Origin of the sequence: Sediminibacillus sp. JSM 1682029 (genome assembly GCF_041366435.1) — a bacterium.
Taxonomy (GTDB): Bacteria; Bacillota; Bacilli; order Bacillales; family Amphibacillaceae; genus Sediminibacillus; species Sediminibacillus terrae.
On record NZ_JBEWYY010000001.1, the window covers coordinates 321,998 to 337,944 of the forward strand.

The 15,947-nt window shown below is 44.6% G+C and carries 14 protein-coding genes; 3 read left to right on the plus strand and 11 right to left on the minus strand.

Annotation, left to right across the window (positions count from 1 at the left end; translation table 11 throughout):
• Entirely contained in the window at positions 1–768 is a 768-nt protein-coding gene (phnC, locus tag ABVF09_RS01615; RefSeq protein ID WP_026570595.1) for a phosphonate ABC transporter ATP-binding protein, read from the plus strand.
• Between the two features lie 72 nt (positions 769–840).
• Positions 841–1,434, plus strand: coding sequence for a polysaccharide deacetylase family protein (locus ABVF09_RS01620; protein WP_337189814.1), 594 nt, complete (start codon positions 841–843; stop codon positions 1,432–1,434).
• A 223-nt stretch (positions 1,435–1,657) separates the two neighbouring features.
• Here the strand turns inward: ABVF09_RS01620 and ABVF09_RS01625 are convergent, their stop codons facing one another.
• From ABVF09_RS01625 to ABVF09_RS01635, 3 genes are all read right to left on the minus strand, one after another.
• Positions 1,658–1,864: a thioredoxin family protein gene (locus ABVF09_RS01625; protein ID WP_161629535.1), complete on the minus strand. Its 207-nt coding sequence runs from the start codon at positions 1,862–1,864 to the stop codon at positions 1,658–1,660.
• A 364-nt stretch (positions 1,865–2,228) separates the two neighbouring features.
• The gene (gene nhaC / locus ABVF09_RS01630) at positions 2,229–3,701 is read right to left on the minus strand and encodes a Na+/H+ antiporter NhaC (RefSeq protein ID WP_371068464.1); all 1,473 of its coding nucleotides are present in this window, start codon (positions 3,699–3,701) and stop codon (positions 2,229–2,231) included.
• 20 nt (positions 3,702–3,721) lie between these two features.
• The gene (locus ABVF09_RS01635; protein WP_153461864.1) at positions 3,722–4,900 is read right to left on the minus strand and encodes a trans-sulfuration enzyme family protein; all 1,179 of its coding nucleotides are present in this window, start codon (positions 4,898–4,900) and stop codon (positions 3,722–3,724) included.
• Positions 4,901–5,092: 192 nt separating this feature from the next.
• Between ABVF09_RS01635 and ABVF09_RS01640 the strand changes: the two genes are divergently transcribed.
• The gene (locus ABVF09_RS01640) at positions 5,093–5,782 is read left to right on the plus strand and encodes a FadR/GntR family transcriptional regulator (protein ID WP_371068465.1); all 690 of its coding nucleotides are present in this window, start codon (positions 5,093–5,095) and stop codon (positions 5,780–5,782) included.
• A gap of 515 nt (positions 5,783–6,297) precedes the next feature.
• Here ABVF09_RS01640 and ABVF09_RS01645 read toward each other — a convergent pair.
• The 8 genes from ABVF09_RS01645 to kduD all read right to left on the minus strand — a co-directional run bounded on the left by ABVF09_RS01645 (position 6,298) and on the right by kduD (position 15,895).
• Entirely contained in the window at positions 6,298–8,457 is a 2,160-nt protein-coding gene (locus ABVF09_RS01645) for a type IA DNA topoisomerase (protein WP_371068466.1), read from the minus strand.
• 600 nt (positions 8,458–9,057) lie between these two features.
• The gene (locus ABVF09_RS01650; protein WP_026570601.1) at positions 9,058–10,269 is read right to left on the minus strand and encodes an NAD(P)/FAD-dependent oxidoreductase; all 1,212 of its coding nucleotides are present in this window, start codon (positions 10,267–10,269) and stop codon (positions 9,058–9,060) included.
• 298 nt (positions 10,270–10,567) lie between these two features.
• Entirely contained in the window at positions 10,568–11,218 is a 651-nt protein-coding gene (locus tag ABVF09_RS01655) for a bifunctional 4-hydroxy-2-oxoglutarate aldolase/2-dehydro-3-deoxy-phosphogluconate aldolase (protein WP_026570602.1), read from the minus strand.
• A gap of 20 nt (positions 11,219–11,238) precedes the next feature.
• Positions 11,239–12,183 carry a sugar kinase gene (locus ABVF09_RS01660; RefSeq protein WP_371068467.1) on the minus strand — a complete coding sequence of 315 codons (945 nt, stop codon included), beginning with the start codon at positions 12,181–12,183 and terminating at the stop codon, positions 11,239–11,241.
• 14 nt (positions 12,184–12,197) lie between these two features.
• Complete coding sequence (locus ABVF09_RS01665; RefSeq protein WP_026570604.1) at positions 12,198–12,962, minus strand: DeoR/GlpR family DNA-binding transcription regulator; 765 nt, start codon at positions 12,960–12,962, stop codon at positions 12,198–12,200.
• Positions 12,963–13,042: 80 nt separating this feature from the next.
• On the minus strand, positions 13,043–14,053 hold the full coding sequence (locus ABVF09_RS01670) for a dienelactone hydrolase family protein (RefSeq protein ID WP_371068468.1): 1,011 nt from the start codon (positions 14,051–14,053) through the stop codon (positions 13,043–13,045).
• Positions 14,054–14,280: 227 nt separating this feature from the next.
• On the minus strand, positions 14,281–15,114 hold the full coding sequence (gene kduI / locus ABVF09_RS01675) for a 5-dehydro-4-deoxy-D-glucuronate isomerase (protein ID WP_371068469.1): 834 nt from the start codon (positions 15,112–15,114) through the stop codon (positions 14,281–14,283).
• Positions 15,115–15,139: 25 nt separating this feature from the next.
• Entirely contained in the window at positions 15,140–15,895 is a 756-nt protein-coding gene (kduD, locus tag ABVF09_RS01680) for a 2-dehydro-3-deoxy-D-gluconate 5-dehydrogenase KduD (RefSeq protein WP_026570606.1), read from the minus strand.
• Positions 15,896–15,947 lie beyond the last annotated feature (52 nt).

Below are 15,947 nucleotides of genomic sequence, written 5' to 3' on the forward strand. Positions count from 1 at the left end.
TTGCTGGAATTAAATGGAGTGTCTGTCCGGTATCCCGGCGGTGAACAGGAAGCTTTGTCGGATATAACTTTAACCCTGGAACAGGGCGAATTCGTCTGTATCCTCGGAAAAAGCGGCTCGGGAAAGTCCACCATGATACGATGTATCAACGGGCTGCAAGTACCTACGAGAGGCGAAGTGCGTTGGGACGGCCGACCCCTGTCAAAAATGTCTGAAGAACAATTACGAAAAGTGCGTCGGCAGATGGGAATGATTTTTCAACATTTTAATCTGATTCCCCGCCTGAGCGTCATGCAAAATGTGCTTACTGGTACGTTTGGCTATCGAAGCAACCTGAAAAACCTTATCGGTTGGTTTAATGATCAGGAAAAGCAACAGGCAAAACAGGTAATTGAAGATGTCGACTTATCCAGCATGGCAGATCGGCGAGTCGAGCGATTGAGCGGAGGACAAAAACAGCGGGTCGGTATTGCAAGGGCACTTGTACAGCAACCGCAAGTCATGCTGGGGGATGAACCAGTCTCCAGTCTCGATCCAGGGACATCCAACCATATCTTTTCCCTGCTCGAGCAGATGCATCGAAGACGCCATTTACTGACCATCATCAATGTCCACGATGTTGGACTAGCTAAAAGATATGCGACCAGGATTGTAGCATTGAAAGCAGGGAAAATTATATTCGATGGGAAACCAGAGCAGTTTACTGACCGGGAATATCTTGAGACCTACGAATCCCAAGAAGAAAACGGGAAAACAAAGAACCGGTGAGCTGTGGTTACAACTAAATAGAGGAGGGGAAAAATGGCATATAGTCCATGAATTGCAGATCAATCAAGAGTCGTGTACGACTCAAAGGACAAAGAAATTATCACAACCCTTCCGGAACCGAAGGATAAAACCGTGATGCTGAGCTTTGACGATGGACCAAGCAGTGTACTGCCAGAAATACTAGATATATTAAAGCATGAAAACGTGCCGGCTATGTTTTTTTGGCAATCCAAACTACTCTATCCAGCTAGACCATGGAAAAGATTGATTGAAGAAGGACATCGAGTCGGCACCCATACGATTACACACCCAGACATGACCAGACTCGATTACCAAGCACAATATCGACAGCTGGCCGGCAGTGTCAGAAGTTTGGAATCGATTACCGGTCAAAAAATAACGTATTTCCGGCCACCTTTTGGCCAATATGATGAAAACACGAAACGTGCCGCAAAGGAGCTTGGTTTGACCATAGTACTTTGGAAAATAGCCTCGATTGATTGGGAGCTAAAAGACAATCCCCGGCAAATTGTTGACAATACGTTTCCCAACTTACAGGACGGAGCGATTATTTTGCTGCACGAACTTGAGCAGACAGTTAAAATTCTTCCTGCGTTGATTCAATCCATTAAACAGGAAGGGTATACATTTCAGCTGTTAAGTTAAAGGTCTCTGTCAAATATGGAGGGTGGGGTGATTTTCACTCCACCCTCTCTTTTTCGAAAGGCTAATTAATAGGGGGTGTCCTAAAAGCTGCAGAGGAAATAAGGTCGCTCTTTCCGCGTATGAACGCCCGAACCTCTCACACCCTCTGCGTCACATGAAGTATAAAGGGAGATTACATCAAAAGGTGCCCAACCGTCCATGACGTGGGCACCTTTTTTTGCATTTATGACTCAGCGAAGGCTTTGACCTGCTCCTCCGGCATAAAACCGACAGAACGATCCGCTTCTTCTCCGCCATCTTTTATTTTTACCAATGTCGGGATGCTTTGAACCCCGAACTGTTCAGCCAATTCTGCCGACTCGTCTACATCCACATAGTAGAAGTCCACAGTATCAAGCTGCTCAGAAACGCTTGAGACCACCGGTCTCAACATACGGCAGCCTGGTCACCAGTCAGCTCCGAATTCGAGGATGAGTGGCTTGTCCATCGTATTTGTCAGTTCTTTAAATTGCTCTGCTGTAATCTTTTCAGCCATGGTTACCCTCCTTTTTCTCTACATTCGCCTTGTTTGAAAAGACGGCAAATTAGATATTATCACTTTCACGTTAATTTTTCCACGAAACTGTTTGGTTAAAACAAAATCCAGTTGCATCTTTGGAAAGAAGTTGGGTCATCCCAGCGAGGTGGATAAGTACGTTCCATGAGAATTCCAACCTTCCCCTCTAATTCCAGCAGAGTTCTCAAGAAATCCTGCACTTTACACAATGAAAATGTTGCCAGGCTGTATTTTACTCTTAGATAGCAGTTTTAGAAGAAGCCTTACCGCTTTCCGGCTCCTCCTGCAGTTTACGAATTCCAAATCCGCCAGTCACTGGTGCAAGGAAGGCATACAAAGCAGAGAAAACGATGCCGCCCAGGTTGAATATCGCCCAAGGCAGAAATTCAAAGTTTCCTACCCCCAGCGTAGTAGCCATGAAAACGCCAGAAACTGTCCATGGCATCAAAGCTTCCGTGACCGTAACAGAATCCTCCATACTTCGCGACAAGTTGACTGGATGCAGTTTTTTCTTTTTGTAAACGCCTCCATAAATATCCTGAACCAAGAAGTACGTTACCAATGCGTTGGAAGTACAATTTATGACTGCAAAGCCGGTAACCAACGAGGCAGCTACCACACTTCCCACCGAGCGCAAATGGACAATCACCTGTTCCAATACAACATTAAGGGCTTGGGAAACTTCCAGGGCTGATGCAAAGAAAAAAGCGCAAAATACAAAGAATGTAGCCCCATACATAGAGTATAACCCTCCTCTATTGAGTAAATCCTGCATATCTTGTCCAATGATGGAAGCATCGGTGCCTGTTGCTGAAGCGATCATCTCCACGTTAAATCCTTCTACGGCCGAAGTAACCAGATTGCCAACGGTGGCATTCTGGAAAACCAATGCCACTAGCATCGCAGTCAACGCTGAGACAAACAACACTATCAACGGAGATTTCTTCATAAGAGAACCTGCGATCACTATAACAGCCGGGAGCAACACAACGAGATTCAAATTGAACAGTTGTCTTAGCCCGCCAAGCATTTCATCCACATTGGCAAGTTGGTCTGTAGTTGAGTCGATTTGCAGGCCCATCAGGAAGAATACGATGGCCGCTACAATGGAAGAAGGTATCGATGTATAGAGCATATGGCGAATATGTTCGTACAAATTCGCCCCCGCAGCAAGCGAGCTCATGTTGGTTGTATCGGAAAGCGGCGATAATTTATCACCGAAATAGGCACCGGATACGACAGCACCTGCAGTAACAGCCATGGATAAATCCATAGTCTGGGCAATGCTCATCAGTGCCACCCCTATGGTTCCGGCTGAGCCCCAAGAGGTTCCTACACAAGTCGAGACGATGGCCGTCACCAGAAAAGCCATCACGTAAAGATGGGCAGGGTTGATGATTTCCAGTCCATAATAAACAAAAAACGGTATCGTTCCTGAAATCATCCAGGTACCGATCAACATACCAATACTGAACAATATCAATATAGCCGGCAAGGCTTTTTTGATTTTATCACCCATCACTACTAAAATTTCTTCCCATGAACGGCCATAAAACGTCGCAAATAAGGCGAACAAGGCACCAGCAAAGATTAACATCAGTTCAGCCTGATATTTCAATATACCGATCCCGATGATGAAAATGGCTATGGCCAGGCCTATCGGAATCATCGCCATCCCAATCGATGGCCGTTTTGTTTTTGCATCGTTCATTTTTTAACCTCTCCTTTTCATTATTGGATTTCCGCTTTCCCGCTTAAACCCTTAAAAGCTTGTTCCAAATCCTGAATCAATAATTCCGCACCTTCAAGTCCAATCGACAAACGAACCAGTCCCGGGCTCAGTCCTTGTTTAATCAATTCCTCTTCATTCCCCTTTTTCACCGGAGCATTTACCAAGCTTTCAAAACCTCCCCAGCTTACGCCGATTTTAAACACCGATAAATGATCAATAAATCGGGCGACTTGCTCGAAGCCTGCATCTTTTAATTCAAAGCTTAACAAACCAGAAAAACCTTTCATTTGCTTGTCGATAAAACGGTTTTCGAAAGAATGAAGACTTGGATGGTGAATACTTTTTATTTCTTCCTTGCCTTTCAGGTAATCGATCACCTTCAGGCAATGTTGCTGATGCTGCCTTAGCCTGATGGGAAGTGTCCGGAGTCCCCTGATAATCAAGGCTGCATCATGGGGAGACAAAACCGCTCCATTTAGTTGAAAACCAAATTTCGAGATAGTATCAATAAGTTCTTCATTTCCAATTACCGCTCCGCCTACAACGTCACTATGCCCTCCTATATATTTCGTCAAGGAATGAACCGATAGATCGAATCCATGGAGTAAAGGTTTTTGGAAAATAGGCGTGGACCACGTATTGTCTATAGCCGTGATGATTTCATTTTTTTTGGCAATCCGTGTGACTTGTTGAAGATCCACTACTTTCATTAACATGGTTCCCGGGCTTTCTACATAAATGAGCTTAGTAGTCGGTTTAATAGCCTGTTCTATTTCCTCCAGACTATTGCCTACAGTACTATGATCGATATAAAAGCGTTTTAAGTGATCCAACAGTTGTATGGTAGGTCCGTAAATGTTGTTCACAAACAAAACGTGATCACCACTTTGCAGCAAGGATAAAAAGATACTGCTTATGGCCCCCATGCCAGATGCAAAGCACTTACATTTCTCCCCCCTCTCCAGTAAAGCGAGCTTGTTTTCCAGTATTTCTGTCGTAGGATTGACACCCCTCGTATAAACGTAATGTTCGCGCTCTCTTTTCTGCGCTTCCGTGAAAGCTTCAAATGATTCGAACGCAAACAGGCTCGTTTGGTAAACAGGCGGTGACACAGCTCCATGATGGTCACTGAAAGACTCCCCTAATTGTGTGCAGATTTCTTCATCGGTGTAATGCATTTTTTCATCCTTCTTTCTTGCAGGATTTCTGTTTGTAGTAATATGTGTATTTATACTATCATACTATCAACCTGTATGAAAGGTTAAATTTTTCTGATAATTTATCTTTTTATTTCATTCCTCTTGCTTCTCCATCTCTTATTTGCTTTTTTTGCTATAATGAAGGTAATTGATTTGCGAGGTGCTTATTACATGAAAACAGTAAAGAAAAAACGGCTATCCGAAATGGTAGCCGATGAAATTAAACAGTATATTAAAAATGAAAACCTTACTACCGGAGATCGGCTGCCTGCTGCGGCCGAATTAATGAGTGCTTTGGGGATTGGCCGATCCACTCTCCGCGAAGCACTGCAATTGCTTGAATCACAAGACATTGTTGAAGTATTGAATGGAAAAGGGACATTTATAAAAGACGCAAAACCTTTTTATATCAGGACTGCTTTCGATGTGGAAAATGAAAAGAAATTTTTACTGGATGCGCTTGATGTCCGAACGGCTTTAGAAGGAAAAGCTGTTGACTTGGCGGTCCACAAAGCGACAAGTAAAGACATTTCCATCATGCGGCAATTTTTATCCGACTATGTAGATCACATTAAAGAAGGTGAACGAGAGCAAGCAAATCGCGCCGATGCCGGATTTCACCGGGCTTTATATGAAGCAGCCAACAATCCGTTACTTACCAGTATTATCGATTCTGTCTGGGACACTTTCCACCAATTCTGGAATGAGCCCTTTGGCCAGGATGATATTTTCAATCAGAGCTATCCTTTTCATGAAGCTTTGTTGGAAGCAATCCAGAAGCGAGACACGGTTGCTGCAGCAGATTCATTCCAAAAGATGATGGAGTCTGTCAAAACGAGTATTGAGAAATATCGGGAATGATTACATAGCTAATCCTTCACAACAATTACTAACCAAACGCACTTAATGTATGCTACCAATGAACAGGAAGTGGCTATTTCGAGCCTCTCTGTCAAATGCGGTGGTGCTCCCTTTATAAAGGGAATAAACCTGCGTGCCGTGGACAAGCGGATCGAGCCTCCCACAAAACCTGCTGTGCGTTCATAACTTATTTCTGCTGACACGCTATTCCGCACTGAAGCGCCATGTTGCTTCCTGATTGATTTTCTCTGCTACTTCAACAAAAAAGCCAAACCGACTGTTTGGAGAGCCGGTTTGGCTTTTCGCGATTACCGTTGGATGGGCGGCAATCACTCAGACACCTTGCAAAGAAAAGAGGGAGACACAAACTTTCGGAACAAAACCTGCAGCTAACCACCAAATGGCGGATGGCAGAGGTTCCATTTGGTCTGCAGTTATGTTCTGTGAGTCAAATGTAACACAGGCTGTTGGTCTCCGCTTCGTTATTGTCATAACATCTGACAAACTTTTTCGATTTATTTATTAAAATCCATTTTCCAACTGAAGTAATCATTTGATGCATTTTTTTGGTAGCTTAAATAGGCGTTGAATTTTTTTCCTTTTTTACTTGTCAAGCCTTTTACATATACTCGTCCATTTTTCAACAATGCTTTTACTAACGTTTTGGTCGCCCGTTTCCGCATTGTCGCCAAGTATTTGTCATTTTTCCAAACGACAAACTTACAGCCGCTTTTCCAATTACTGCAACCAAATCCTTTGCTGCCTTCGACAACCTTGCTTCCACATACAGGACATTTCCCAAGCACCTCTCTAGATGCTTTTTGCCGGACAACCTTATTTATCGTCACTTCCGTTTCCTGCTTAATCGTGCCTACAGATTGCTTGGTAAAAGTGAACACCGTTTGCAAAAAGCGGTCCTTATCCATATTGCCTTTTTCGATATCCGCAAGGGACTTCTCCAATCTTCCAGTGAATTCTAAATCAAACAACCGGTCAATCGGAAAGGTTTCCACAAGTTTGTTTCCAAGCTCGGTGCATATCAAATTTTTTCTTTGCATCGTAATATAACCTACATCTTTCAATTTCTTTATTGTTTCCGCCCTTGTCGCCGGAGTACCAATGCTAAAGCCGGACAGCACTTCTGTCATTTCTTCTTCCTCACCTTGTCCTTTCTTCTTCGGGACCTTGCCGCATGTTTCCATTAATCGTAACAATGTTTTTTCAGTGTGAGGTTTGGGAGGCTTTGTCACATGGGAGGAAACTTCACTGTCCTTAACGGTGACCATTTCTTTGGATTCTACGTAAGGAAGGATCGTTTCCTTTGACTGGATACTTTCTACCTGTTTCCATCCCGCTTTCAACTGTACTCTGCCCTTTGTATAGAACAAGCCCGGCAATTCCGGTTCTTTTACTTTAGTATAGAGCCTCGTTTCTTCGTATTCTGCTACCGGCATGAACTGCATGATAAATCTGTTCTTAATTGCCTGATAGACGAGTTCCTGGTCCTTTGTAAGCCGTTTTGGTTTTAAATAAGTAGGCATGATCGCACTATGACTTTCCACTTTTGCATTGTTGAAGACTCGTTTTGACTTCGAGAAACGGATTTCTTCCTTGTACGGAACGTCTTCAGCCAACGTTTTCAATACAGCAGCAGCTTTTCCAGTCAGGCTTTCATCCAGAGCTGTGCTTGCTGTACGGGGATAAGTGATCCACTTCTTTTCATAAAGGGATTGAGCGACTTTTAGCACTTTATCTGATGTCCATCCGTTATATCTGTTTGTCATATACCCCTGTAAATTGGACAAATTGAACAGGAATGGAGGGAACTCCTTCTTTTTCTCCACTTGTTTATCTATGATGGTGGCTTGCTTGTCCGTAATGTCATCGGCGATGTCCTCAAGAGGCTGCTTTTGCTTGAATTTTTCTTGTTCTTTTTCTTGATACACGCCTTGAAACGTATCCCCGGACTTTGCGGTAAAAGTCGCGGTCAGCTTGAAATAATCCTCGGGGACGAATGATTTTATTTCTTTATCCCGGTCATAAATGATTTTCAATGTCGGCATCAGAACACGGCCGATATTAAGTGCCTTCCCACTTCCCTGCTGGTATTTGAGTGTAGCCACAGAGGTCAGATTGATACCGATCACCCAATCCGCCCATTGGCGACTGATTCCTGCATCTTGCAGCGGTCGCAACTTATCGTTGGGTTGCATGTTTTTTAGTCCGCGAAGCACTTCTTCTTTCGTCCACTCATTGATCAATAATCGGTAAACCGGTTGTTGCGGTTGGATATAATTGATGATGCTGTCACCAATTAACTGGCCTTCCCGGTCATAGTCACACGCAGAGACGATTGCTACCACGTCGGGCAGCTTCATCAAGCGCTTAATCACTTGAAGTTGTTTTTGGGCCCCTCCATCGGCCCGATTGCGGTTGCGGATGTCCGTTTTCACTTTATACAGAAACTTCTCCGGTATGAAAGGAAAATTTTCCATTCTCCATTTTGTCATCGAACGGTCGTAATCTTTTGCATCATATAATTGCAACAAGTGACCAAATGCCCAAGTAACCAAATAGTCATTGCCTTGAAAGTAACCATCCAGTTTTGTTCGTATATGCAAAGCGTCTGCAATATTTTTCGCCACAGAAGGTTTTTCAGCTAAAATCAATTTCATATGTCATCACCCATTTTCACTTTTTTCGGAGGAATGTATAGCGGAACGGATTGTGAAGGGAATGCAGAAGGGGAATACTGTCTAAACTCCATGTAATGCTCCTCCATTATAACACGGACAACCAATCACAGGAACGCACGTTTGCATTTTCGTTTTATCTTTTTCCTCGGGAAAGTGCAAGCTCCTTTTCCATCTTCTTTTCATTCAACTGTGAATATTCATCTATAAGTTTTTCCGGAGAAGAGGCCTCATTGTGACTCTGACAGTGTCAGAGCGAGGAATGTCGCTGCGGAAAACACAGGGTCTTGGCCGCAGTGTCGTACTCCAACTCGCTTGCCGCAAATGAAGATGTATCATTCAAGCTATACCGCTTGTTTGTTAAAAACAGTAAAAACATGAAACCAACGACTGTGATAAGAACCTAAAGAAAAAACCGGAACCCCTGAAAGATTCCGGTTACGCTTATTACCAAAAATGTTTGTTGTCTTCCTGTTTCCTCAAAACTACGGCATAGACAACCGTAGAAAGGACCGCAAGCAGTGTTACTAGAAATGTGTTTTTCAACCTACTTCCCTCCCTGAGCGTTTTGATGATTAGTTATTAAAATGGACGAAGTTTCCCTTTTTTCAAGACAAGCTTTGGTCCGCCAAGCATGAATAAATAACGGTTATCAATGACATTCTTCATGGCACGGGCTGTTTTTCCATACAATTTATAGCCGGAGAATACACTTCCCATTGCATGGCTGCCGCCCAATGAAGCCACCGTCCCTTTGTTATCAAAAACGAAATCTTCCAGCTTGCCGCCACGCAGCAATGCAGCAAGGTTGTCGGAAGCAGTGTCAGCTTCCTGGATAGCAAGTTGGGCGGTCGGAGGATATGGACGATCGTTTTCTTTATCCATTACCCAGGAACAGTCGCCCAGAATAAAGATATTATCATGGCCCGGCACACGCAGGTCGCCGTTTACATTGACTTTGCCTTTGAACACTTCAAAACCGGACTTATCCAGTATAGAGCTTCCTTGTACACCGCCAGTCCAGACAATCGTGCCTGCTTTAATTTCTTCGTTGTCGTCACCCACAATAAATGCATCTTCTCTGCATTCCTGGATTTTCGTGCCAATACGGAACTCTACACCACGGTCTTCCAAAGATTTACGGGCATAAGCAACAAGCTCTTCATCAAATCCAGGGAGTATCGAAGGTGCAGCCTCTACATTAATGATACGGGCTTTACTGCGATCGATATCGTATTTCCGGCAGAGTTCCGGCACTTTTTCTGCTAGTTCTCCGACGAATTCGATTCCGGTGAAACCAGATCCACCTACAACGATGTTCAGCGCCTCGTCGCTTGTTTCTTCCCCACTGCTATACCGGGCAAACTGATGCTCGATATGTTCACTGATCAAGCGGCTTTTATCCACACTTTCAATTGACAGGGAGTTTTCTTCCATTCCGGGAATCCCGAAAGATGCCTTCTCGAATCCTAAGGAGAACACCAAATAGTCATATTCCAGCTCACCGTTTTCCAGAACGACGCGCTGCTCATCTTTTTTCACTTCCTGTACTGTATCGAAGACAAGTCTCACACGGTTCGTATCGATAACATCACTGATAAGCATACGGACTTTGTTGACATCGATCGTGCCCGCAGCAACTTCATGAAGCCACGTGGATTGATAATGATAATTATGCTTGTTGACCAGAATAATGTCTGCTTCTTCTTGGCCTAGCTTTTGTGTCAGTCGTTTAGTCGTCATCATGCCGGCATAACCAGCACCAAGAACGACAATTTTCGGTTTGTTGCTCATATTCATCGTCCACCTTTCTCTTTTATATAAAAGTGCAATACCTCCAATGAGGAACACTTAAAAGCAGGAAAAATCTACCATTTCCAGAATATCAAAGACTTCTATTTGCCAACGCTCGACGAAGCAAGAACATTACATCCTATGTATCTTCCAATCCGTGAGCACACACCCATGGGCAAGAGGCAATATTCCTTATGCTACTATCTTCACAAACATAAATCTTTTCCTTTGTTGTGTCAAATAATTACCTTTCATGACAAGGGATTTGTCGTTATGATTTCGTGAAGCTAGCAATCTGTCATATCTTGGCCCTGGCATGTTTAACCGCCATCGTATATTTGGCAGCGACTTGTTCAATCTGAGTGAAGTTCCCTTCTCTGATCGCCTGATTGTCGACAAGATTTCCACCAGCTCCGACCGCAGCTGCTCCCGCTTTGATGAAATCGGCAGCATTTTCTATCGTAATGCCTCCGGTTGGAATCATTGTGATATCAGGTAATGGTCCTTTGACATTTTTGAGGAAAGAAGGACCAACTGCCGAAGCTGGAAAAACCTTGACGATATCGGCGCCCAGCTTAACCGCTCTCATCGCTTCTGTCGGAGTCATGATTCCTGGAACAGAAACTTTGTCAAGAGCAACGGTTGCCTCGATTACTTCTTGTTCGAGAAGCGGACTGACAATAAACTGTGCCCCATGTTCTATGGCTGTTCTTGCGGAGGCCGCATCTAGAACCGTACCGGCACCGATCACCGCTTTCCCGGCGAACTTATTGCTTAGACTTTGAATGATTTGATTGGCATTTTCAGCATCAAGCGTTACTTCAAGTACATTTACCCCCCCGTTTATCAGCGATTCAGCCACTTTCTCTACATCTTTTCCCGGTACTTTACGAATAACAGCTATGACCCCATTTTCGACCATTTTCTTCATTATTGCAGCTTTTTCCATTTTTTCTGCCTCCTTATTGTTCAGCGCAAAATCTCCTTGTTTTCCTGCTCGCGATCGACTTGGTGCCAGAAAGGATATCCTTCCACATCACCGGCGACGGACAAAGCATAGGCCCCTATGCGGTTCCCCAACTTAACGGATTCGGCAAGCGTCCAACCACGAAGCTGTCCCGATATAAAGCCTGCTGCAAAACCATCTCCGGCTCCAACGGTGTCTATAATCCTGTCTACTTTGTACCCCTCTACATAATCGGCTTCCCCCTTGGCAGCATAATAAGCACCAGCTGCCCCGAGTTTAATGACCACCACATCTGCACCGTTCTCCAACAGTTCTTCAGCTACTTTTTTTTCCTCGTTGTGGCCGGTCATCAGCTCGCCTTCATCTAGTCCCGGAAGCACAATATCGCTTAGAGCTGCTATTTCCATCAACGTCTTCGCCGCTTCCTGTTCGGACCACAGCTTCAGACGGAGATTGGGGTCAAACACCACTTTTAAACCGTTCGCTTTAGCCAGGCGGATTGCTTCCAGGACTGTTTGTTTACAAGTTTCGCTTAAAGCTGGCGTGATGCCCGTCACATGAAGGTAGGCCGCCTGTTTTATGTATTCTTCATCTAGATCATCAGGTGTTAATCCGCTGGCAGCGGACAGTTTTCGATAATAATATATTTTCGGATCGCCTGCAGAAAGCTTTTCTTTAAAAAAAACAGCTGTCGGCAATTTTTCATCAAAGGAGACCTTCGATGTATCGACGCCTTCACCGCGAATGAAATTGCGGACAAACAATCCGAATTCATCGTTACCGAGCCGGCTGATCCAGCCTGCTTGATGCCCCAACCTCGTCAAGGCTATCGCCAGGTTTGACTCCGCCCCGCCGACGGTTTTATGGAAGCCGCTGACATAACGGAGCGGTCCTTCTGTATCCGGTGTGAATAGAACCATGCTTTCTCCTAGAGTTACCACATCCATGCCAAAATCCTCCTTTATTTTTTTGCAAGCAATACTTGAATGTTTTTTCCTTTTAGCTTCTGGTGAAAAGTCTTATCCAGACGATCATCCGTGACTATGACATCTACCTGGGCAATGTCGGCGAACTGGATGAGGGCCACTTTGCCGAACTTGGAAGAATCAGCGACAAGTGTCACTGTATCTGCACATTCTACGATTTGTTTTTTCCAATCTGCATGCAAACTGGTGAATACAGATAATCCTTGCTCCACCGATACACCCGTAGCTCCAAAGAACACCCGGTTTACATGCAGCTTTTGCAGAAACTCGGTGGCCTGTGTGCCAAAAAGAGAGCTGGAATCGGCAATCCTCTCTCCACCCGGAACCAGAAGCTGCACTTTCGGTTTGGCTTGCAATACGTGAGCGATATTCAAATCATTCGTGATGACAGTGACATCCTTGTCTCCTAGCTGCTTGGCGATTTCCACTGTCGTACTGCCTCCATCCATCAGGATTGTTTCTCCTGGCGAAATCAATTGAACTGCACGTCTTGCTATCGCTTGTTTTATCTCGTTTTGACTGGACTGCCGTTCCTCGATCGGCAACAATCGTTCCTCTGACTCCACCAACATTGCTCCGCCGTGGATCCGGGTGAGCAACCCGCGGCTCTCCAGGGTTTCCAAATCGATTCTGATCGTCTTTTCGGTAACCCCTAATTGTTTGCTAAGAGCTGATACCTTGATAATCTTCTCTTTTTCCAGTTCAGCTAATATCTGTTGATAGCGTTCAATTGATAGCATATCAACCCTCCTGCAGTTACACATATTTTTAACCTACCATAATCGAGATAGAATGTCTTCATAGAACCTCTAGCGTTTTGCTATCTAAGCTGCTGTATAAGCCAGGCATAGGACTCGCTACCATCGACTTCATGACCGCCGTCGTGAATATGAAAATCAAATGCTCCTGGTTTGCCGTTTTGCTGATAAATCATTTCCAATTGCGAGATAGCAAGGCGGGCACTTTCTACTGGAAAGAGTAGATCTTTTTCTCCCGATTCTATAAAAAATGGGCGCGGCGATATGAGTCCTAGCAAGCCTGGCAACTCAGATAGTTTTAGAATGCCAGGAAGATAGTTGTCCAGGCAATGAGGCTGCTGCAGAATGCTGTCCCGAAACAGACCTGGATACCCCGCCAACACCGTCGCCTTCAGTCTCTCGTCTAAGATCGCTGTAAAACCAGCTACTGCAGCCCCGCCGGAAAAGCCAAATACTCCTATATTACATGGAAGAACATCATCAAAGGATGAAATGACATCTAGTAACTTTCCGGTTTCCCAAACCCTGGCACCTAGAAGCGTTTTTCCTTGCATTAAAAACAAACGGGCGAGCCGCTCACACGACTTGTCTTTCCCTTCCTTGGCATCTATTTGAAAAATCCTTTCCCCAATGCCCAATAATGCCGGTACGAACACTTTACACCCCTGTTCCACCAATTGTAATGCATAGTCTGCCTGATTAGCTGAAATGGACTCGGTTTTCCCTTGTTTCGTAAGCCCGATGATTTGTTTGGGACCATAACCATGTCCGTGCAGGGCAAGGACAACTGGATAAGCCGCTTTTTCCTGCCTGGGTGTAAGCACATAGAAAGGAACCTCAAGCTGATTGCCTAATCGCACATGCATTCGTTCCCGCCGATAAGAGTCAAATTGCTCGACATCTTCAATTACAGGGCTCGACGTCGCTTTATCCCACTCGGAAAAATCCCCCAACAACTCTTTCAGTTTCTGTTTCAGCTCGAAGCACTTACTTTGATACTGTTCAAGCGCTGGTTTCTCAACGGTGTTCCTTGTATATTCATCATTGAAAAACCGCTCTAATGTCTTCCCCATTTTTTCCAACTCCCCGATCATGTCTTCTTTTAATTAGCTGTTTCCGGGAAAAAGTTATTTCTCAGCTCAGGATAGTACATGCGGCATTATTACGACACACTCCTTCCGCCTGGAGCTGATGATGTAGAACTTCAAGGAAACGCAAAAGACGTTTGTAATAAAAATCCGATTCACTGTTTAGAAACAATGAACCGGATAAGGCTCGCTCAATTTTCTGTTGGAAAGGGTTATTTTAGTTCATCCATGGATACGCCGTCCATATCGGTAAATGTGTAATTTTCCCCTGCCATCGCCCAAATGAACGTATAGTTGTTGGTACCTACACCAGAATGGATGGACCATGGCGGTGAAAAAACGACTTGTTCATTTTTCATGACAATGTGTCTCGTTTCATCCGGTCGTCCCATAAAGTGAATGACACGGGAATCCTCCTCCATATCAAAATATAAATATGCTTCCATGCGGCGGTCATGAAGATGCGGTGGCATCGTGTTCCACATGTTGTTCGGCGCCAGAAGCGTCATCCCCATCATAAGCTGACAGCTTTGGATACCACCGGCATGGATATATTGATAGATGGTCCGCTTGTTGGACTGGCTGTCAGAACCCAAATGATTAGGCGTTGCTTCTTCAATGGCGATTTTTTTGGTCGGGTATTGTTTGTGGGCGGTCGCAGAGACAATATAAAACCGGGCAGGACTACTGCTATCCTGGCTGGCGAAAGTTACATTCTCATGTCCGAGACCAACATAGACACAATCCCGTTTGTTCAATTCATACTTTTCTCCGTCAACTGTAACTATTCCGGCGCCATCGGCGATATTGATAATCCCCACTTCCCGTCTCTCCAGAAAATATTCTGTTTTAAGAAGATCGCCGGCTTCCAGCTTTAGCGCCTCTTTTACCGGTACTGCCCCTCCTGTGATCAGACGATCATAATGAGAGTAAACAAGGTTCAATTCTCCGATGTTAAAAAGGTTTTCCACTAAAAACTCTTTTCGGATTCTTTCTGTGTCGTAATGTTTCACATCTGTTGGATTGGTCGCATGCCTGATTTCCATTTCTTTTTCCCCTCTCCTTAATTTTTTATGAACTCATCCATCCGCCATCTACGCACAGCACATGGCCATTCACATAATTGGCAGCGTCCGAGGCAAGAAATACCACGGCACCTTTTAAATCATCCGGGGTTCCCCATCTGCCTTGCGGGATTCTCGATGTAATGAAAGCGTTACGTTCACTGTTTTCTCTAATTGGAGCTGTATTATCCGTGGCCATATATCCAGGAGCGATAGCGTTTACATTAATCCCTTTGCTCGACCACTCATTGGCGAATGACTTCGTCAATCCGGCAACAGCGTGCTTACTAGCTGTATAGGCAGGCACCTTCAAGCCGCCCTGAAAGGATAACATCGAAGCTACATTGATGATTTTTCCTGAACCATTCTCCAACATATGCCGTCCCAGTTCCCTGCTCAGCTGAAAAACTGCATGCTGATTGATATCGATTACTTGATACCAGTCTTCGTCTGTAAAATCCTCCAAGTCCGATCGACGGATAATCCCGGCATTATTGACGAGAATATCAATGGTTCCTCCTAATTCAATCGCTTCATCGGCAAGCTCGACTGCAGCCCTTTGGCGGGATAAGTCTTTGTTCAAACCATGGAAGGTTCGACCGACGGCTTCCACTTTCGTTTGGGTCTCACGCAAATCGCTTGTCCCCGTTCCGATTATGTTTGCCCCAGCTTCTGCAAGACCGACGGCCATGCCCTGGCCAAGTCCCCTGGTTGCACCCGTCACTAGTGCGGTTTTACCTTTTAATGAGAATAGTTCGCCCATAACCAATCTCCTCTCTTGTTCCGTATCATTATGTTCGTTTTTGTTCGATATA

What these genes read in the sequence shown, in the direction of transcription:
- nhaC (WP_371068464.1), bottom strand. Translation starts at nt 3,701, where the DNA reads ATGAACGATGCAAAAACAAAACGGCCATCGATTGGGATGGCGATGATT.
- ABVF09_RS01635 (WP_153461864.1), bottom strand. Translation starts at nt 4,900, where the DNA reads ATGCATTACACCGATGAAGAAATCTGCACACAATTAGGGGAGTCTTTC.
- ABVF09_RS01640 (WP_371068465.1), top strand. Translation starts at nt 5,093, where the DNA reads ATGAAAACAGTAAAGAAAAAACGGCTATCCGAAATGGTAGCCGATGAA.
- ABVF09_RS01645 (WP_371068466.1), bottom strand. Translation starts at nt 8,457, where the DNA reads ATGAAATTGATTTTAGCTGAAAAACCTTCTGTGGCGAAAAATATTGCA.
- ABVF09_RS01650 (WP_026570601.1), bottom strand. Translation starts at nt 10,269, where the DNA reads ATGAGCAACAAACCGAAAATTGTCGTTCTTGGTGCTGGTTATGCCGGC.
- ABVF09_RS01655 (WP_026570602.1), bottom strand. Translation starts at nt 11,218, where the DNA reads ATGGAAAAAGCTGCAATAATGAAGAAAATGGTCGAAAATGGGGTCATA.
- ABVF09_RS01660 (WP_371068467.1), bottom strand. Translation starts at nt 12,183, where the DNA reads ATGGATGTGGTAACTCTAGGAGAAAGCATGGTTCTATTCACACCGGAT.
- ABVF09_RS01665 (WP_026570604.1), bottom strand. Translation starts at nt 12,962, where the DNA reads ATGCTATCAATTGAACGCTATCAACAGATATTAGCTGAACTGGAAAAA.
- ABVF09_RS01670 (WP_371068468.1), bottom strand. Translation starts at nt 14,053, where the DNA reads ATGGGGAAGACATTAGAGCGGTTTTTCAATGATGAATATACAAGGAAC.
- kduI (WP_371068469.1), bottom strand. Translation starts at nt 15,114, where the DNA reads ATGGAAATCAGGCATGCGACCAATCCAACAGATGTGAAACATTACGAC.
- kduD (WP_026570606.1), bottom strand. Translation starts at nt 15,895, where the DNA reads ATGGGCGAACTATTCTCATTAAAAGGTAAAACCGCACTAGTGACGGGT.